The organism is Luteimonas sp. S4-F44 (assembly GCF_022637415.1).
Lineage (GTDB): Bacteria > Pseudomonadota > Gammaproteobacteria > Xanthomonadales > Xanthomonadaceae > Luteimonas.
In genome coordinates, this window is sequence record NZ_CP093340.1 from 3,232,190 (window position 1) to 3,249,147 (window position 16,958).

Sequence of the window (16,958 nt, forward strand, 5' to 3'; positions counted from 1 at the left end):
CAGCTCGCGACACGTCGGCCGCTAGTCTGGTCCCATGCGATCCCCGCCCCGCGCCCGCCGTCTGCTGTCGACCGCGATCGCGGTCGGCGGGCTGGTGGCGACGACCGTGCTGGGCTATCAGCTCGGTGGCCACACGGCGCTGCGCCAGCAGACCGCGCTGGCGCAGCAGCAATTGCAGTTGCAGGCGCAGGCGCTGGACCAGCGCATCGAGCGCTACCGGGCGCTGCCGCAGTTGCTGGCGCTCGATCCCGACCTGCGTGCCGCCGTCGCAGCCCCCGTGGACGCGCCCACCCGCGATCGGCTGAACCGGCGACTGGAGGAAGCCAACCGCACCGCGCAGGCGTCCACGCTGACTTTGATCGGCGCCGACGGCACCGCGATCGCGGCCAGCAACTGGCGCACGCTGGGCAGCAACGTCGGCGAGCGTTACGCCTTCCGCCCCTATGTGCAGCAGGCACTGCGCGAGGGCAGCGGGCGCTTCTACGGCATCGGCGTCACCACTGGCGTGCCGGGTTACTTCCTGTCGGAAGCGCTGCGCGACGCGGACGGCCGCGCGGTCGGCGTGATCGTCATCAAGCTTGAGCTGACCCAGTACGAGGAACGCTGGCCGTACGCGCGCAACGTGATGTTGGCCAGCGACCGGTACGGCATCGTGTTCCTCGCCAGCAGGCCCGAATGGCGCTACCGGCTGCTCACCCCGCTCACGACGAGCGCGCGCGAAGAACTCGAGGCCACGCGGCAGTACGGCACGCAGCCGCTGCGTCCGTTCGTGGGCACAATCGGCGCCGATGCGCTGGCACGCATCGACAATCCGGCGATGCCCGGACGCTGGTTGTGGCAGCGCACGCCGCTGGCCGATACCGACTGGACGCTGCACCTGTTGCAGGATGCGACGCCGATCGCGATCGCGGCCTGGCAGTGGGCCGGCATCGCCGGGGTGTCGTGGATCGCGCTGGTGTTCGTGGTGCTGTTCGCGCAACAGCGGCTGCGCCTGGGCGCGCTGCGCCGACGCAGCCGCGAGGAGCTTGAGACGCTGGTGCGCCAGCACGCCCAGGAGCTGCGCACCGCCAAGGACGGGCTGGTCGCCGCGGCGCAGGAGGCCGACACCGGGCTGAGCCGGCGGCTGGCCCACCTGCCGCAGGGGGTGGTCATCATCGACGCGCGGCTGCGCATCGTGGCCTGGAACGCACGCTACATCGAACTGTTCCGCTTCCCGCCCGACCTGGTGCGCGTGGGCACGCCGATCGAGGACGTGTTCCGCTACAACGCCCGCCGCGGCCTGCTCGGCCCCGGTCCGGTCGAGGAGGCGATCGAGCGCCGGCTCGACCACCTGCGCAGCGGCAAGCCGCATGCGCGCGAGAGCGAGAAGAGCGACGGCACGGTGCTGGAGATCCGCGGCAATCCGCTGCCCGACGGCGGTTTCGTCACCAGCTACGCCGACATCACCGCCTACAAGAACACCGCGCGCGAACTGCGCACGCTGGCCGACGCGCTGGAACAACGCATCGCCGAGCGCACCGCGGACCTGGAGCAGGCGCGCCGCGAGGCCGAGGCGGCGAACCGCCAGAAGGGCCGGTTCGCCGCAGCCGCGGTGCACGACCTGCTGCAGCCGCTCAACGCCGCGCGCATGTTCGTCTCGGCGTTGCGCGCACGCTTGCCGGGTGCGGAGGCACGCAACATCGTCGACAGCATCGAGAGCGCGCTGTCGGCGCAGGACGGCATCCTGACCAGCCTGCTCGATGTCTCGCGGTTGGAATCGGGCACGCTGCAGACCGACGTGCGCGACGTGCCGCTGGGGCCGGTGCTCGAGGCGCTGGCGCGCGAGGCCGGTGTGCTGGCGCAGGCCCGCGGCCTGCAGCTCGACGCGGTGCCCACGCGCGCCTGGGTGCGCAGCGATCCGATGCTGCTGCGCCGGCTGGTGCAGAACTTCCTGTCCAACGCGGTGCGCTACACCGCGCACGGCCGCATCCTGCTCGGTTGCCGACGCGAGGGCGCGTCACTGCGCATCGAGGTGCACGACACCGGCCCGGGCATTGCGCCCAACCGCCAGCGCGAGATCTTCGAGGAGTTCCGCCGGCTCGACGACGGCGGCGGCGACGACCGCGGGGTCGGTCTGGGGCTGTCGATCGTCGAGCGCATCGCGCGCTTGCTCGGCCATCGCATCGACCTGCGCTCGCAACCGGGCGTGGGCAGTGTGTTCTCGGTCACGGTGCCGCGGGTCGCCCCCGGCGACGCCGCGCCACTGCCCGCGCCGGAGACCGCCGATACCGACGACGCGCCGCTGCGCGGGCGGCGGGTGTGGTGCATCGACGACGATCCGCACGTGTGCGCGGCCACGCGGCTGCTGCTGGCGCGCTGGGAGTGCGAGGTGCCGCTGGCCGACGGGCCCGAGGCGGCGCTGGCGGCGGCCGCGCCGGGCCAGGCGCCGGAGTTGGTGCTGCTGGACGTGCGCATGGGCGCCTACGACGGTCCGACGCTACTGACGTCCCTGTGCGAACGCTGGCAGGCCACGCCGCTGGTGCTCCTGGTCACCGCCGAGCCCGACCCCGATCTGCGCGCACGCGCCCGCGAGGCGGGTTGGGGCTATCTCGCCAAGCCGGTGCGGCCGCCGGCGCTGCGTGCGGCGATGACCCAGTTGCTGCTGCGCGGCTGAGCGGCGCCGTCAGTCCTCGTCCTCGTCGCGCTCGAGCGCCTTGACCAGCACCGCCGCCTGGGTGCGGCTGTGGCATTCGAGCTTGCGCAGGATCGCGGTCACATGGACCTTGACGGTGTTCTCGGCCAGGCCCAGCTGGTGGGCGATCTGCTTGTTGAGCAGGCCGTCGGCCAGGCACAGCAACACCCGCACCTGCTGCGGCGTGAGCTGGGCCAGGCGGCTGGCCAGCTGGGCATCGGCCTCCGAGCGTTCGGCGGTCAGCGGCGGGAACCAACTGCCGCCATCGAGCACCGCCGCGACCGCCTGGGCGATCGACTCGGCCGGTGCCGACTTGGAGATGAAGCCGGCGGCGCCGAACTGCTGCACCCGGCGCACGGTGCGCGGGTGGTCGTTGGACGAGATCACCAATACCGGCAGCTCGGGCCGCTCGCCGCGCAGCCAGACCAGCGTCGACAGCCCGCGCGCGCCAGGCATCGCCAGGTCGAGCAACACCAGTTCGATCTCGGGGTGGGCCGGCAGCGCGGCCTCGACGGCCGAGGCGCTGGCGGCCTCGACCACGCGGATCTCGCCCAGGCCGTCGCGCAGCGCGTGCAGGACCGCGGCGCGCAGCAGCGGGTGGTCGTCGGCGACCAGGATCGTGGGAGTTTCCATCGCCACAGTCTGGCATGCCCATCGCGCGACGCTTTCGAAGGCACAATGGTCGATCGGGACGATCGGGAGCCGGAGCCGCCATCGAGGTGCATACCGACGCGCACATCCGTCGCGCGCGCAGGCGCCGCCGTTGGCGTGGCGCGCTGCTCGCGCTGCTCGCCGCGCTGGCGTCTGCGGACGTCTTTGCGCAGGCGCCGGACGAGGCGCCTCCGCTGAGCCTGGAGGTCTACGGCCTCGACGAAGGGCTGTCGCAGCTGACGGTCTCGTCGATGTCCGGCGACGACCAGGGATTTCTGTGGGTCGCCACGCAGGATGGCCTCAACCGGTTCGACGGCCATCGCTTCCGCACCTACCGGACCGACGCCACGCCCGGCGAGGCGGGCCTGGCGAGCAGCGGCATCGACAGCCTGGCGTTCGAGACGTCCACCACGCGGATGTGGCTGGGCACCGACGACGCCGGCCTGGAAGTGGTGCATCTGCCGACCTGGACGCGGCGGCGGGTGGATGTCGATGCGGGCCTGTCGCATACGCGCGTCACCGAGATCCTGCTCGACCCGGACGGCGGCGCGTGGGTGGGCACCGAGGCCGGGGTGGGCCATGTCGACGCGGCGGTCGCCACCGTCCGCCCGCTGGGCGCGACTGGGGAGATCGTGGGCCTGGTCTGGGTCGAGGGTCGCGCGCAGCCGGTCGCGCTGGATGCCGCCTGCGGGCTGTGGGCGGTCGCGGACGCCGGGCTGACGGCGCTGCCGTCGCCGCCGGGCGCGCGCCATTGCCTGGCGCTGCAGGCCGGCCCCGAAGGGCTGTGGATCGCGTCCGATGCCGGCCTGCACCGGCTCGACCTGCGCGGCGCGGTGCTGCGCCACTGGCCGATGATCGCGCTGGGCGCCAGCACCGCGCGGCCGACGGCGATGATCCGGCTCGACGACGGCCGGCTGCTGGTCGGCTTCGCCGATGGCGGCGTGGTGCAGCTCGCGCCCGGCAGCGACCGGCCGCAGCGGTTGCGCTTCGATGAACCACCGCGCAGTGCGATCACCCGCTTCCACCAGGGGCGGTCGGGGGCCTGGTGGATCGGGACCTACACCTCGGGCCTGTACCGGGCGCGACCGCTGTCGTCGGTGATCCGCCACGACTTCGTGGGCATGGGCGACATGCGCGACTGGCCGAGCCCGAGCGTGCGCGCGGTCGCGCGCGACGGTGCGCGGATGTTGGTCGGCACCGATGCCGGGCTGCACTTGCGCGATGGCACAGGCGCGTGGCGCACGGTGCCTATGCTCACGACCGATTCGGTGCGCGCACTCGCGCCCGACGGTGTCGGCGGCTGGTGGGTCGGGACGCTGTCGGGGCTGTACCGCCTGCACCGCGACGACCGCATCGCACCGGTCGCCGGCCTGCGCGATCCGCGCATCGATGCGCTGTTGCGCCAGGGCGACACGCTGTGGATCGGCACTCGCGGCGGGCTGCAGCGCTTCGAGCGCGGTCATGCGGTAGACGACCCACGCCTGGCCGCGATCGACGGCAGCATGGTCACAAGGCTATATCCCGATATCGACGGCAGCCTGCTGGTAGGCACCAGCACGCGCGGGCTGTGGCGGCTGCGCGGCGATACGTTCGTGCGATTGCAGCCCACCGGCGCGGGTCTGCACCGTGCGGTCTGGGCGATCCATGCCGATGACCGCGCGATCTGGGCCGGCACCTTTGGCGGCGGCCTGTACCGCATCGACCGCGCGACCGGCGCCTCGACCGTACTGACCGACGGCGACGGGCTGACCAACAACGTCGTCTACCGGATCCTGCCCGATCCGGGCGGGCGGCTGTGGGTGAGCACGAATCTGGGCCTGAGCGTGGTCGACCATGAGAACGGCATCGTGCAGAACCTCGGCCGGCGTGACGGCCTGCGCAACCAGGAATACAACAGCGGCTCGGCGTTCCAGGACGCGGACGGCCTGCTGTACTTCGGCGGCACCCTGGGGCTGGACGTGATCGCGCCGATGCAGCTGCCGCGGCGCAGCGCGCCGGCGCGCCCGGTGCTCACCGGCCTGCAGTTGCTGAGCCGGCGCAGCGACCCGGAGGCGCGCCGTGCCGGCGAGACGGACATCGTCTACGCGACCCGGATCGCGCTCGACGACGAGGACGACGTGTTCACGATCGGCATGACCGCCATCGACTTCCTCGCCCCCGGCGCGGCGCAGCTGCGCTACCGGGTCGAGGGCCTGCACGCGGGCTGGCTGTATCCGCACCAGGCGCGCACCGAGGTCTCGCTCAACCACCTGCCCGCCGGCCGCTATCGGCTGGAAGTACAGGCGGCCGGTCGCGACGGCACGTTCGGCCCATCGCGGGTGCTGGAGATGACCATGCCGCCGCCGCCCTGGCGCCATCCGCTGGCCTATGCCGGCTACGCGCTGCTGGCCGTCTGTGCGCTGGCGCTGTTCGCCTGGCGGGCGCGACGGGCGGTGCGCCGCGAGCGCGAACGCGCGGCGCTGCTGGACCGCACGATCGCCGAGCGCACCGCCCAGCTCGAGCAGGCCAACCGGCAGCTGCAGTTGAGCAACGCACAACTCGACGCGGCGACCCGGCTCGACCCGCTGACCCGCCTGGCCAACCGACGCGAACTGCAGGACTGGCTTGCGCGGGCGTCGCAGCGCGTGTCCACGCCCGCCGCCGCGGAGGCGACGCCGGCCGCGCTGTACTTCTTCATGCTCGACATCGATGCGTTCAAGCGCATCAACGACACCCGCGGCCACCAGGCCGGCGATGCGGTGCTGGTGCAGTTCGCGCAGCGGCTGCGCGGCCTGTGCCGCAGCGACGACCTGCTGGTGCGCTGGGGCGGTGAGGAGTTCCTGCTGGTCGCTCCGCTCGACGGCGCCGAGGCCGCGGCGCGGCTGGCCGAGCGCATCCGCGACACCGTCGCCGCCGAACCGGTGGCGCTGGCCCACGGCGCGCCGCTGCCGCTGACCTGCTCGATCGGCTTCGCGCCGTGGCCGTTCGCGTCCGCCTGGCCGACGCTCGGCGACTGGCAGCAGACCAGCGCCCTGGCCGACCGCTGCCTGTACGCGGCCAAGGCCGCCGGGCGCGACGCCTGGGTCGGTCTGGTACCGACCCCCACGCCCCGCCGGCACCAGCTCCATGCGCTGTTCGCCGGCGCCGACCCGGCCGACCTGGGCGAGAGCGTGCGCTGCCTGTATTCGACCGCCGCGCCACCGACGTTCGGGCTCTGAGCGCCTAGAGCTGGTCGAGCCGGATACGGTTGGCGAACAGCGAGAACGCGAGCATGCCCGCCAGCCCGCCGGCGCGCGCCAGCCACGGCGGCAGCCAATGCGGCGGCTGCAGGGTGCCGTCGTCGAACAGCGGCGCGAACCGGTGCACGTCGTCCAGGGTCATCTTGCCGGCAAACAGTTGCCGGCACAGCGGCAGCTGGCGCTGTGCCAGCGCCTGGCGGAAGAAGGTGTGCACATCGATCAAGCCGCGCAGGTACACCGTGTCCTTGGTGAAGGCATAGCCGCCGCTCAGCGGCACGCCACGAAACACCCGCTGCGCTGAGGCGAAACTCTCGGCCGGGGCTTGTCCGGCGGCGTGGAAGTAGTCGAACACCTGCAGGAAATCGGCCCCGTCCAGGGCACGCGCGATCGCCTCGGTGCGCAGGCTGATCCGCTTCATGCGGGCGATGTCGAGGCTGCCGGTGATCTGCTCGGCGAACACCGCCAGCCCTTCCTGCGTGGCGGTGGTGCGCGGCGCGGCCATCGCCAGACTCGGCAACACCGCCTGCGCGCGGCCGTTGAGCGCGGTCAGCGAATGCACGAAGGCTTCGTGCTGCAGCAGTTGGGCACGGTCGTGCGGCGAATAGCGCGCATCGGCGCGCAGTCGCAGTCGATAGGCGCCGGCGGCGGCCTTGGCGATCAGCCCGGCATCAAGGGCGACCTCGACCAAGCGCACACCGAAGTACGCGTCCAGATCGCCCTGGAGCTGCACTTGCAGCGTCGCGGCATCGACCGTCGGATCGTCGGCCTCGCCGAGCAGGGCCGGATCGTAGGCCTCGGCGATCCGGAGGAAATGCCGCGCCGCGTCGCAGGTCGTCAGCGCCCCGCCGGGTAACACCGCGTCGGGACGTCCGTAGAGCGCGACCGCATGCGCGGTGACCGCGCCTGTGCCCAATGCTTCGAGCAGGCGCGCGGCCACATCCCAGGACTGCGCCGATTCGATCAGGTACGCGCCCAGCGGATGCTGCGCATCGGCCGCCGCCTCGACCGCGGCCAGTTCGCGTCGCGCCTCGGCGAAATCGAGCGTGGGATAGACGACCTCCGGCATCTCGCGGCGTCCGGCCGCGAACGCCGCGAGGAAGCGCTGCTGTGTCTGCGGCGCCCAACTCGCCAGCCCGAGCAACCGGATCCCACGCGCAGCCGCGACCATGCGCGCATCGAGCGCGGCGTGATGGGCAATCGCATCGGGCATCGGCGGCTCCTGGTCGCGGCGCGGCCACTGTAGCAACGCCGCGTGGTCGACTCTCGGCGTCCGCATTGTTCCCTCCCCCGCCTGCGGAGGAAGCAGGCCTCAGCGTCGGCCGGGCCGTCGTCCGGTCGGGCGGGCGTCGTCCTGGCGGGCGGCCAGGCGGTCGGCGCGGCGGGCGGTGGCGGCGTCGCGCTCGTCGCGCAGCTTGAGATAGTTCGCCAGCCGCTGCGCGGTCAGGGTGCCGGCGTCGACCGCGGCGCGCACGGCGCAGCCAGGCTCGCGTTCGTGCCGGCAGTCGCGGAAACGGCAATCGGCGGCCAGGACTTCGATGTCGGCGAAGCCGCCTTCGGCAAGGTCTTCCTCACCAGTCGGCTTGAGCTCACGCATGCCGGGGGTGTCGATCAGGCAGGCACCGGCCGGCAGCGGGATCAATGCACGGTGCGTGGTCGTGTGGCGGCCACGGTCGTCGCTGTCGCGCACCGCGCCGGTGCGCATGTGTTCGCGCCCGAGCAAGGTGTTGGTCAGCGTCGACTTGCCGGCGCCCGAGCTGCCGACCAGCACCGCGGTGGTGCCCGGCCCGAGCCAGGGATGCAGCGCGGCGACGCTGTCGGGGTCGTGGGCGTTGACCGCCAGCACCGCGACGCCCAGCGCAGCAATCTCGGCCAGCGCCGCGCGCGCGGCCTCGGGGTCGGCGCCGTCGCGGTCGGCCTTGGTCAGCACGACGACCGGCGTGCCGCCGCCCTGCACCAGCAGCAGATAGCGCTCGATGCGGCGCGGGTTGAAGTCGGCATCGAGGCCGCAGACCACGAGCACGGTATCGATGTTGGCCGCGATCAACTGCTGCCGGTAATGCTCGCCGGCCGCCGCGCGCTTGATCGCGCTGCGCCGGGGCAGCATCGCAACGATGCGGCGCGCGTCCTCGACCAGCACCCAGTCGCCGACCGCGGCGCGGTCCTCCGGGGCCATCGTGCCCTTGCGGTAGCCGCTGCGGCGCAGCCAGTCGGGCAGCGACTCGACCGACAGCGCTTGCCCGGGGGCGCCGGCGACCAGGTAGCCGGAGCGGTGTTGCTCGACCACGCGCCGGGGTTGCGCCTGCGGGTGCGCGGCCATCACCTCGGCCCAGGGGCCGGACGGGGGGCCGTCGAATGGCCATCCGATCGCGCGCAGCGCGGGGTCGGGGGCGGTCAAGCAGTCGGCGGGACAGTCGGCATGCGGCAGATTCTACGGGGACGGCGCCCAGGCGCGCACGACGGCCGGGCATGTCCATTCGTCGGCCCGGCCGCATTCATGCGGCTTTTGGGCTAGCATCGGGCGACCCGCCCCGCGCAGAGCGCCGTCCGATGTCCGCCCCCCTCAAAACCCGCGAACGCCTGTCCGAAGTGCGCTACGAAATCCGCGGCGAGCTGGCCCGGCGAGCGCGCGAGCTGGAGGCCCAGGGGCGCACGCTGATCAAGCTCAACATCGGCAATCCCGGCGCCTTCGGCTTCCGCGCCCCTGAGCACCTGCAGCGCGCGATCGCCGGGCGCATCCACGATACCGATCCCTACACCCACCAGCAGGGCCTGCCGGTCGCGCGCGAGGCGATCGCCGCGCACCACGCCGCGCGCGGCGCGCATGGGGTCTCGCCCGAGCGCGTGTTCGTCGGCAACGGCGTCAGCGAACTGATCGACATCGCGCTGCGCGCGCTGCTCAATCCCGGCGACGAAGTGCTGGTGCCCTCGCCCGACTATCCGCTGTGGTCGGCGGCGACGATCCTCAACGACGGGCGGCCGGTGTTCTACCAGTGCAAGGCCGAGCACGGCTTTTTGCCCGACCCCGACGCACTCGAAGCGCTGGTGTCGCCGCGCACGCGCGCGATCGTGCTGATCAATCCCAACAACCCGACCGGCGCGGTGTACCCACGCGCGCTGCTCGAGCGCATCGTCGCCATCGCCCAGCGCCACGGTCTGCTGTTGCTGTGCGACGAGATCTACGACGCCATCACCTACGACGGCGCGGTGTTCGAGCCACTTGCGCCGATCGCAGGCGACGTGCCCTGCGTCTCGTTCGGCGGGCTGTCGAAGGTGCACCGCGCCTGCGGCTGGCGCGTGGGCTGGGCGGTGCTGTCGGGCAGTGAGGCGCGCAGCCGCGAGTTCCGCAACGCGATGGACCTGCTCGGCGCGCTGCGCCTGTGCGCGAACGTGCCTGGGCAGTTCGCGATCGAAGCCGCGCTGACCGGCGTCGACACGATCGGCGCGCTGTGCGCGCCGGGCGGCCGGCTGTACGAGGCGCGCCGGGCGGTGGTCGAGGCCTGCGCGGCGAGCCGCTATCTGCAGCTGGTCGAGCCGGCCGGTGCGCTGTACGCGTTCCCCGGCATTGCGCCCGAGTACGCGCAGGGCTTCGACGACCACGCGTTTGCGCTGGACCTGATGGATGCCGAGGGCGTGCTGGTGGTGCCGGGCAACAGCTTCAACGTGCCCTATCGCAACCATTTCCGCGTGACCCTGCTGCCCGAGCCGGCGCAGCTGCGCGAAGTGTTCTCGCGCATCGAGCGGGTGCTCGATCGCCAGATCACCCACGCGCGCAAGGTCGTGCCGCTGGTGCCGCGCGCGGTCAATGGCTGAGCGCGCGCAGCCGCTCCGCTATCTGGCGCTCGGCGACAGCTACACGATCGGCGAAGGCATCGCGCCAGCGACGCGCTGGCCGGTCGCGCTGGCCGATGCGCTGCGCGCGGCCGGAACCGCGATCGATGCGCCGCAGATCGTCGCCACCACCGGCTGGACCACCGACGAGCTCGACGCCGGCATCGACGCCGCCGCACCCGAGGGGCCGTTCGATCTGGTGAGCCTGCTGATCGGCGTCAACGACCAGTACCGCGGCCGCGCCCTCGACGACTACCTGCCACGCTTCGAGGCACTGCTCGCGCGGGCGATCCGCTTTGCCGGCGATCGCGCCGGACGCGTGTGCGTGCTGGCGATCCCCGACTGGGGCGTCACGCCGTTCGGTGCGCAGTCCGGGCGCGACGTCGGCGAGATCGCGCGCACGCTCGATGCCTACAACGCCGCGGCGGCAGCACTCTGTGCGCGACGCGGTGTGGCGTTCGTCGACATCGCGCCGGTCAGCCGCGCCCACGGCGGTGAGCCGGCGATGCTGGCCGACGACGGCCTGCATCCGTCGGCCGCGCTGCACGCGGCCTGGGCCCGACTGGCGCTGCCGGTCGTACGCGGCTTATTGTCGCGGGCATGACCGCGACTGTCTCCGATCCCACTCCGCTCTCCACCGCCCCGTATCCGCGTGATGTCGCGCGTGGCATCGCACGCGCCTTCCTGCCGCGCCACCCGCTGGGCAACCGCTACGACTACTACTACACGCTGACCAAGCTGCGCACCGACCCGCTGTATCCGGGCGTGCTGCAGGCGCTGCGGCCGACGAGCGCGCCGGTGCTCGACCTGGGCTGCGGCCTGGGCCTGCTGGCACACGCCCTGCGTGCCGATGGCCAGGCCCTGCCCTATGCCGGCGTCGACATCGACGCGGCCAAGATCCGCCGCGGTCGCGAGGTCGCCGCACGCGCCGGGCTGGCCGACGTGCAGTTGGACGTGCTCGACCTCGCCGCCGGCCTGCCGGCGCACCAGGGCAGCGTCGCGATCCTGGACGTGCTGCAGTACCTGTCGCACGAGCGCCAGCGCGCATTGCTCGACGAGGTAATCGCGATGCTCGCGCCGGGCGCACTGCTGGTGATCCGCAGCGGGCTGGCCGACGGCTCGACCCGCAGTCGCACCTCGCGCATCACCGACCGGCTGGCCAATGTCGCCGGTTGGATGCAGGAGCGCGCACGCTGCTACCCCACCGCCGACGGGCTGCGCACGCAGCTCGAGGGCGCGGGCCTGGCGACCACGCTGCGGCCGCTGTACGGCGACACGCCGTTCAACAACTGGCTGATCGTGGGCCGCCGCGCATGAGTCCGCGCGACGGGCTGGCCGATGCGCCGATGCTGGCGCTCGACGACCCGGCATGGGCGCGCCTGAGCTGCGCGCAGGGCATCGCCCTCGGCGTGCCGGCGCTGCTGGCGCAGCTCGACGGCGCGACCGAGGACAGCTGGCAGAGCCCGCCCTGGCAGGCGCTGTGGGCGGCGCTGTGCGACGAGGGTCGCGTGCACCCGGCCTCGTTCGCGGCCGTGCCGCACATCGTCGCCGCGCTGGCCGAGGCGCCCGAGCGCGCCTGCCCGAGCCATTTCGTGTTGCCGGCGAGCATCGAGCTGGCGCGCGCCGCCAGCGATGCGGTGATTCCCGACAGCCTGATCGATGGCTATGTCGCCGCGCTCGCCCGGTTGCCGCTGCTCGCCGGCCTGGTCGCCACGCCGGACTGGGACGAGACACTGTGCGCATCGGCGCTGGCCGCCACCGCCGCGGCGACCGGCCAGCACGCGCTGGCCGAGTTGCTGCTCGAGGCCGACGACGTCGACGCGGTGCTCGCCTGGCTGCGCGCGGACTGACGCGGGACCGCCGCTCCCACATCTGCTTCAGCGACGCTTGGCTATAGTCGTCGGCCCGTCGCCAAGCCTGTCTGCCGATGCCGTCCAGCGCCCCTCGCACCGCCCATCCGCTGCCGCGCACGCTGCGTGGCGCCCTGCTGTCCCTGCTCGCGCTCGCCGCTGCTGCGCAGGCGCAAGCACCGGGCGACGACGGCTTTCTCGCCGCGATGCAGGCGGCTGAGCGCGGCCAGCCGGTGCCACCGGCAATGACCGGCCATCCGGCCGCCGCCTGGCTGGAACTGGCCGCGCTGCGGCGCAATCTCGACACGCTGCCGCTGGCGCAGGGCCAGGACTTCCTGACCCGGCATGCCGGTGCGCCAGTGGCCGAGGTCTTCCGCGAGAGCTGGCTGCGTGCACTGGCCAAGCGCCAGGATTGGGCCGGCGTGCGTGCGGCCTGGTCGCCGTCGATCTCGAACGTCGCGCTGCGCTGCATCGAACTGGACGCGCGCGCGCGCACCGGCACCACCGACGCGCAGTGGACGCGCGACGCGCAGGCGATCTGGCGCAGCAGCGGCACGTCGCTGCCCGACACCTGCGACGCCCCGCTGCAGACGTTGTCCGCGCGCGGCGGTCTCGACGACGCCCTGCGCTGGGAACGTTTCGACCTGGCGGTCGCCGCGCAGGATGTGGCGATCGCGCGCGGGATCGCCCGCGGGCTTTCAGCGGCCGAGCAGCCGCTGGCCACCGACTACGCGGCCTATCTGCAGGCGCCGCACGCGCGCGCCACCGGCTGGCCGAAGACCGCGCGCAGCCGGCTGGTCGCCTCGCACGGGCTGGCGCGCCTGGCCAAGAACGACCCGCTGGGCGCCGAGGCACAACTGCCGGCGGTCGCGACCGCGCTGGGCTTCACCGAGGAAGACAACGGCCGCGTGCTCTACCAGGCCGCGCTGTGGACGGTGGCCTCCTATCTGCCGGACTCGGCGCGACTGCTGGCGCGGGTGCCGGCCTCGGCTTACGACGAGCGCCTGCACGAATGGCGCGCACGCGAGGCGATGGCGCGCAGCGACTGGCCAGCGGCGCTGTCGGCGATCCGCGCGATGGGCGCGACGCAGCGCGCGCAATCGCGCTGGACCTACTTCGAGGCGCGGCTGGCAGCGCTGACCGGCGACCCGGCGACCGCCGAACGGCTGTACCGCGACGCGGCGACGAAATCCGACTTCCACGGCTTCCTCGCCGCCGACCGCCTCGGCCAGCCCTATGCACTGTGCCCCTGGGACTTCGCGCCGTCGAACGAGGCCAAGACGCGCGTGGCGACCGACCCGGGCATCGTGCGGGCGATGGCGTTGTATCGCATCGAGCGGCCGATCTGGGCGACGCGCGAGTGGAGCGCCGCGCTCGAGCGCTTCGACGACGAGCAGCGGCGCATCGCGGTGCTGGTGGCGCAGGAGAACGGCTGGTACGACCGCGCGGTGTTCGGCCTCGGCCGCCAACCCGACGAAACCCGGCTCTACGCGCTGCGCTTCCCGCTGACCCAGCAGGCGCTGATCGAGCGCGAGGCCAAGCGCCACGACCTGGACCCGGCCTGGGTCGCGGCCGAGATCCGCGCCGAGAGCACGTTCAACCCGCGCGCTCGTTCGCCGGCCGATGCCCGCGGACTGATGCAGGTGCTGCCGTCGACCGGCGCGGCGGTCGCGCGCCGGCTCGGCCGCAGTTGGGGCGGCGCCGAGAGCCTCTACGACCCTGAGACCAACGTCGCGCTGGGCACCGCCTACCTGCGCGAGAAGAAGGACATGTACGGCAAACCCTACGTCGCGATCGCGGCCTACAACGCCGGGCCGACGCCGACTTCGCGCTGGCTGGCGCAGCGCCCGGACATGGACCCTGATTTCTGGATCGAGACGATCAGCTACCGCGAGACGCGCGAGTACGTCGCCCGCGTGCTCGCCTTCAGCGTGCTCTACGACTGGCGCATGTACGGCCGCGCGGCCAAGCTCGACGAACGCCTGCGCGGCGTCGGCGACGCCCGACAGACGCCATTCGCCTGCCCCACGCCGTGAACACGATGCAGACCTATCTGGTCGGTGGCGCGGTGCGCGATGCGCTGCTCGGCCAGCCGGCGGGTGATCGCGATTTCGTCGTCGTCGGCCAGACCCAGGCGGCGATGGAGGCGGCCGGCTTCCGCGCGATCGGCCGCGATTTCCCGGTGTTTCTGCATCCGCGCACCGGCGAGGAATACGCGCTGGCACGCACCGAGCGCAAGGCCGGACGCGGCCATCGCGGCTTCGTCGTCGATGCCGATCCGTCGGTGACGCTGGAACAGGATCTCGAGCGCCGCGACTTCACGATCAACGCGATCGCCCAGGCGCCCGACGGCAGCCTGGTCGATCCCTACGGCGGCGCGCGCGATGTCGATGCGCGGGTGCTGCGCCACGTCGGCCCGGCGTTCTCCGAAGACCCCCTGCGGGTGCTGCGCGCCGCACGCTTCATGGCGCGGTTCGCGCCGCTCGGCTTCACCGTCGCCGACGAGACGATGGCGCTGATGCGCGCGATGGTCGAGGCCGGCGAACTGGCGACGCTGACACCCGAACGCGTGTGGCAGGAACTGCGCCGCGCCCTGGGCTCGGCGCGGCCCTCGGCGTTCGTGCGCACCTTGCACGACTGCGGCGCGCTCGCGGTCGTGCTGCCCGAAGTCGATGCGCTGTACGGCGTGCCGCAGCGCGCCGAGTACCACCCCGAGGTCGACACCGGCGTGCACATCGAGCTGGTCGTCGACATGGCCGCGCGGCTGGCGCCGGGCGACGATGTGATCGGCTTCGCCGCACTGACCCATGACCTCGGCAAGGCATTGACGCCGGCCGACCAGTTGCCGCGCCACGTCGGCCACGAGCATGCGGGCGTGCGTCCGCTCGAGGCGCTGTGCGCGCGGCTCAAGGTGCCGGTCGCGCATCGCGAACTGGCGATCGTCGCCTGCCGCGAACACCTCAACGTGCATCGCATCGCCGAACTGCGCGATGCCACGCTCTACGAACTCATCGCACGCTGCGACGGCTTCCGCCGGCCCGAACGCATCGACCAGCTCGCGCTGGTCTGCGAGGCCGACAAGCGCGGCCGCCTGGGCAGCGCCGATAGCGACTATCCGCAAGGTGCGCAGCTGCGCCGCGCCCATGCCGCCGCGTGCGCGCTCAACGCCCGCGACATCGCCGCGGAAGGCCTCACCGGCCCGGCAATCGGTGAGGCGCTGCGGCGTGCACGGATCGCCGCGATCGGTGCTGCGCGTGGCGGCGACGCACCGACCACGCCGGTGTCGGCATCCTCGAATCGTTCCGATACGAGAGTCTCCGATGCATAAGGCCGTGATTCTGTCCCTGGGGCTGCTGCTGACGGCTTGCAGCCCACCGCAGGCGCCCGCCCCCGCCACGCCCGCTCCGACCACCACACCGACCGCGGTCGGCGGCGACCGCGATGCCCATGGCTGCATCGGCTCGGCGGGCTATGCCTGGTGCGCACGCAGCGCGGCCTGCGAACGACCGTGGGAGCTGGCCGAACGCGAGGGCATCGAGAACACCGCGCCCGCCGTCGAGGCCTGGTGCGCGGCGCCGGCCGATGCGCCGCAGCCAGGCGACGCGCCCGTCCGCTAGCTCGCAACGCCGCCGGCCATGCCGGCATGTGCGCGGTCGTCGCCATCGAATCCGCTCATGGCTGCGATGAGATCGTCGCGCTTGTGGCGTGCGTGAGGGCCTGTCGACAATCGACCACTCCCAATGACCGGAGTGGATGATGCGAAGCGCGATCGGTTGGATGCTGTGGACGACGGCGGCGCTCGGCGGCCTCGGTGCGGTGCCGGCGAAGGCGGCCGAGCCGCTGCCGCAGTTGCGCGCCTACGAGGTGCCCGCCGCCTGGCGGCAGCCGGTCGCGCCATTGCGCATCGCCGCCGGTACCTGGCAGATCGGCACGACGCAGTTGAGCGCGTTGCTGCTCAAGGGCGATGCCGGGGCCATCCTGATCGACGGCGGCATGCCACAGACCGCCGAGCACTTGCTCGCGAACATGGCCGCCCTCGGCGTGGCCCCGTCCGATCTGAAATTCATCGTGCTCAGCCATGCCCATGCCGATCACGTCGGCCCGTTGGCGGCCCTGCGTCGGGCCACCGGTGCCCGGGTCGTGGCCAATGCCGAATCGGCACAGTTGCTCGCGCGCGGCGGCAGCGACGACCTCCACTATGGCGATGCGTTTCTCTATCCGCCGGTCGTCACCGATCGCCTGCTGCAGGACGGCGAAACGCTGGCATTGGGCGAGCTGCGCTTGCAGGTGCATTTCACGCCCGGCCACACCCCGGGCAGCATGAGCTGGACCTGGACCGACCGGGCCGACGACGGCACGCCCGTGCGGATCGCCTACGTCGACAGCCTCAGTGCGCCGGATTACCGCTTGCTCGACAACCCGCGCTATCCGCACATCGTCGACGCCTATCGCGCGAGCTTCGCGCGCGTGCGCAGCCTGCCCTGCGACCTGCTGCTGACCCCGCATCCCGACTTCAGCGGGCTGCGCTATGGCGCAACGCTCGAGCGCGCACGCCCGGCCACCTGCACGACGTATGCCGACGCCGCCGAGGCCGCGTTCGAGGCCCAGCTCAACGCCGAACGCCAGGGCGCGGTGGGCTGAGCGCTGCGCCAGTTGGTGGGCGCGGCCACGCGAACGCGTGCACTGCCCTTGCCCCCACCCGGCACGCTGCGCGCACCGACGCTCCCGCGCTGCGGGGGC

13 protein-coding genes are annotated in these 16,958 nt (G+C 72.7%); 10 read left to right on the top strand and 3 right to left on the bottom strand.

All coding sequences use genetic code 11. The features are described 5' to 3' along the window. Positions 1–34: 34 nt before the first annotated feature. Positions 35–2,653, top strand: coding sequence for a PAS-domain containing protein (locus MNO14_RS14555; protein WP_241944406.1), 2,619 nt, complete (start codon positions 35–37; stop codon positions 2,651–2,653). 9 nt (positions 2,654–2,662) lie between these two features. Here the strand turns inward: MNO14_RS14555 and MNO14_RS14560 are convergent, their stop codons facing one another. After that, positions 2,663–3,304: a response regulator transcription factor gene (locus MNO14_RS14560; protein WP_241944407.1), complete on the bottom strand. Its 642-nt coding sequence runs from the start codon at positions 3,302–3,304 to the stop codon at positions 2,663–2,665. A gap of 86 nt (positions 3,305–3,390) precedes the next feature. Here MNO14_RS14560 and MNO14_RS14565 point away from each other — a divergent pair, with 86 nt between their 5' ends. After that, positions 3,391–6,519: a ligand-binding sensor domain-containing diguanylate cyclase gene (locus tag MNO14_RS14565; RefSeq protein ID WP_241944408.1), complete on the top strand. Its 3,129-nt coding sequence runs from the start codon at positions 3,391–3,393 to the stop codon at positions 6,517–6,519. Positions 6,520–6,523: 4 nt separating this feature from the next. On the opposite strand, the gene MNO14_RS14570 is transcribed toward MNO14_RS14565, so the two are convergent. After that, positions 6,524–7,750: a flavohemoglobin expression-modulating QEGLA motif protein gene (locus MNO14_RS14570; RefSeq protein WP_241944409.1), complete on the bottom strand. Its 1,227-nt coding sequence runs from the start codon at positions 7,748–7,750 to the stop codon at positions 6,524–6,526. Positions 7,751–7,849: 99 nt separating this feature from the next. Further along, positions 7,850–8,935 carry a ribosome small subunit-dependent GTPase A gene (gene rsgA, locus MNO14_RS14575; RefSeq protein WP_241944410.1) on the bottom strand — a complete coding sequence of 362 codons (1,086 nt, stop codon included), beginning with the start codon at positions 8,933–8,935 and terminating at the stop codon, positions 7,850–7,852. A gap of 152 nt (positions 8,936–9,087) precedes the next feature. Here rsgA and MNO14_RS14580 point away from each other — a divergent pair, with 152 nt between their 5' ends. From MNO14_RS14580 to bla, 8 genes are all read left to right on the top strand, one after another. Next, on the top strand, positions 9,088–10,350 hold the full coding sequence (locus tag MNO14_RS14580) for an aminotransferase class I/II-fold pyridoxal phosphate-dependent enzyme (RefSeq protein WP_241944411.1): 1,263 nt from the start codon (positions 9,088–9,090) through the stop codon (positions 10,348–10,350). Then, positions 10,343–10,972: a GDSL-type esterase/lipase family protein gene (locus MNO14_RS14585; protein ID WP_241944412.1), complete on the top strand. Its 630-nt coding sequence runs from the start codon at positions 10,343–10,345 to the stop codon at positions 10,970–10,972. The genes MNO14_RS14580 and MNO14_RS14585 overlap by 8 nt, the downstream gene beginning before the upstream one ends. Then, positions 10,969–11,685, top strand: coding sequence for a class I SAM-dependent methyltransferase (locus MNO14_RS14590; protein WP_241944413.1), 717 nt, complete (start codon positions 10,969–10,971; stop codon positions 11,683–11,685). The genes MNO14_RS14585 and MNO14_RS14590 overlap by 4 nt, the downstream gene beginning before the upstream one ends. After that, positions 11,682–12,218: a hypothetical protein gene (locus tag MNO14_RS14595; protein ID WP_241944414.1), complete on the top strand. Its 537-nt coding sequence runs from the start codon at positions 11,682–11,684 to the stop codon at positions 12,216–12,218. The genes MNO14_RS14590 and MNO14_RS14595 overlap by 4 nt, the downstream gene beginning before the upstream one ends. A 77-nt stretch (positions 12,219–12,295) precedes the next feature. Further along, a complete protein-coding gene (locus MNO14_RS14600) occupies positions 12,296–14,254 on the top strand; it encodes a lytic transglycosylase domain-containing protein (RefSeq protein WP_241944415.1) in 1,959 nt (652 codons plus the stop codon). Between the two features lie 5 nt (positions 14,255–14,259). Further along, the gene (locus MNO14_RS14605) at positions 14,260–15,546 is read left to right on the top strand and encodes a multifunctional CCA addition/repair protein (RefSeq protein ID WP_241946356.1); all 1,287 of its coding nucleotides are present in this window, start codon (positions 14,260–14,262) and stop codon (positions 15,544–15,546) included. Continuing rightward, positions 15,539–15,835: a peptidase gene (locus MNO14_RS14610; RefSeq protein WP_241944416.1), complete on the top strand. Its 297-nt coding sequence runs from the start codon at positions 15,539–15,541 to the stop codon at positions 15,833–15,835. The genes MNO14_RS14605 and MNO14_RS14610 overlap by 8 nt, the downstream gene beginning before the upstream one ends. A gap of 160 nt (positions 15,836–15,995) precedes the next feature. Then, a complete protein-coding gene (gene bla, locus MNO14_RS14615) occupies positions 15,996–16,859 on the top strand; it encodes a subclass B3 metallo-beta-lactamase (RefSeq protein WP_241946357.1) in 864 nt (287 codons plus the stop codon). Positions 16,860–16,958 lie beyond the last annotated feature (99 nt).

Coding starts and splice junctions, on each gene's coding strand:
- MNO14_RS14555 (WP_241944406.1), top strand. CDS start 35: ATGCGATCCCCGCCCCGCGCCCGCCGTCTGCTGTCGACCGCGATCGCG.
- MNO14_RS14560 (WP_241944407.1), bottom strand. CDS start 3,304: ATGGAAACTCCCACGATCCTGGTCGCCGACGACCACCCGCTGCTGCGC.
- MNO14_RS14570 (WP_241944409.1), bottom strand. CDS start 7,750: ATGCCCGATGCGATTGCCCATCACGCCGCGCTCGATGCGCGCATGGTC.
- MNO14_RS14580 (WP_241944411.1), top strand. CDS start 9,088: ATGTCCGCCCCCCTCAAAACCCGCGAACGCCTGTCCGAAGTGCGCTAC.
- MNO14_RS14585 (WP_241944412.1), top strand. CDS start 10,343: ATGGCTGAGCGCGCGCAGCCGCTCCGCTATCTGGCGCTCGGCGACAGC.
- MNO14_RS14590 (WP_241944413.1), top strand. CDS start 10,969: ATGACCGCGACTGTCTCCGATCCCACTCCGCTCTCCACCGCCCCGTAT.
- MNO14_RS14595 (WP_241944414.1), top strand. CDS start 11,682: ATGAGTCCGCGCGACGGGCTGGCCGATGCGCCGATGCTGGCGCTCGAC.
- MNO14_RS14600 (WP_241944415.1), top strand. CDS start 12,296: ATGCCGTCCAGCGCCCCTCGCACCGCCCATCCGCTGCCGCGCACGCTG.
- MNO14_RS14605 (WP_241946356.1), top strand. CDS start 14,260: ATGCAGACCTATCTGGTCGGTGGCGCGGTGCGCGATGCGCTGCTCGGC.
- MNO14_RS14610 (WP_241944416.1), top strand. CDS start 15,539: ATGCATAAGGCCGTGATTCTGTCCCTGGGGCTGCTGCTGACGGCTTGC.
- bla (WP_241946357.1), top strand. CDS start 15,996: ATGCTGTGGACGACGGCGGCGCTCGGCGGCCTCGGTGCGGTGCCGGCG.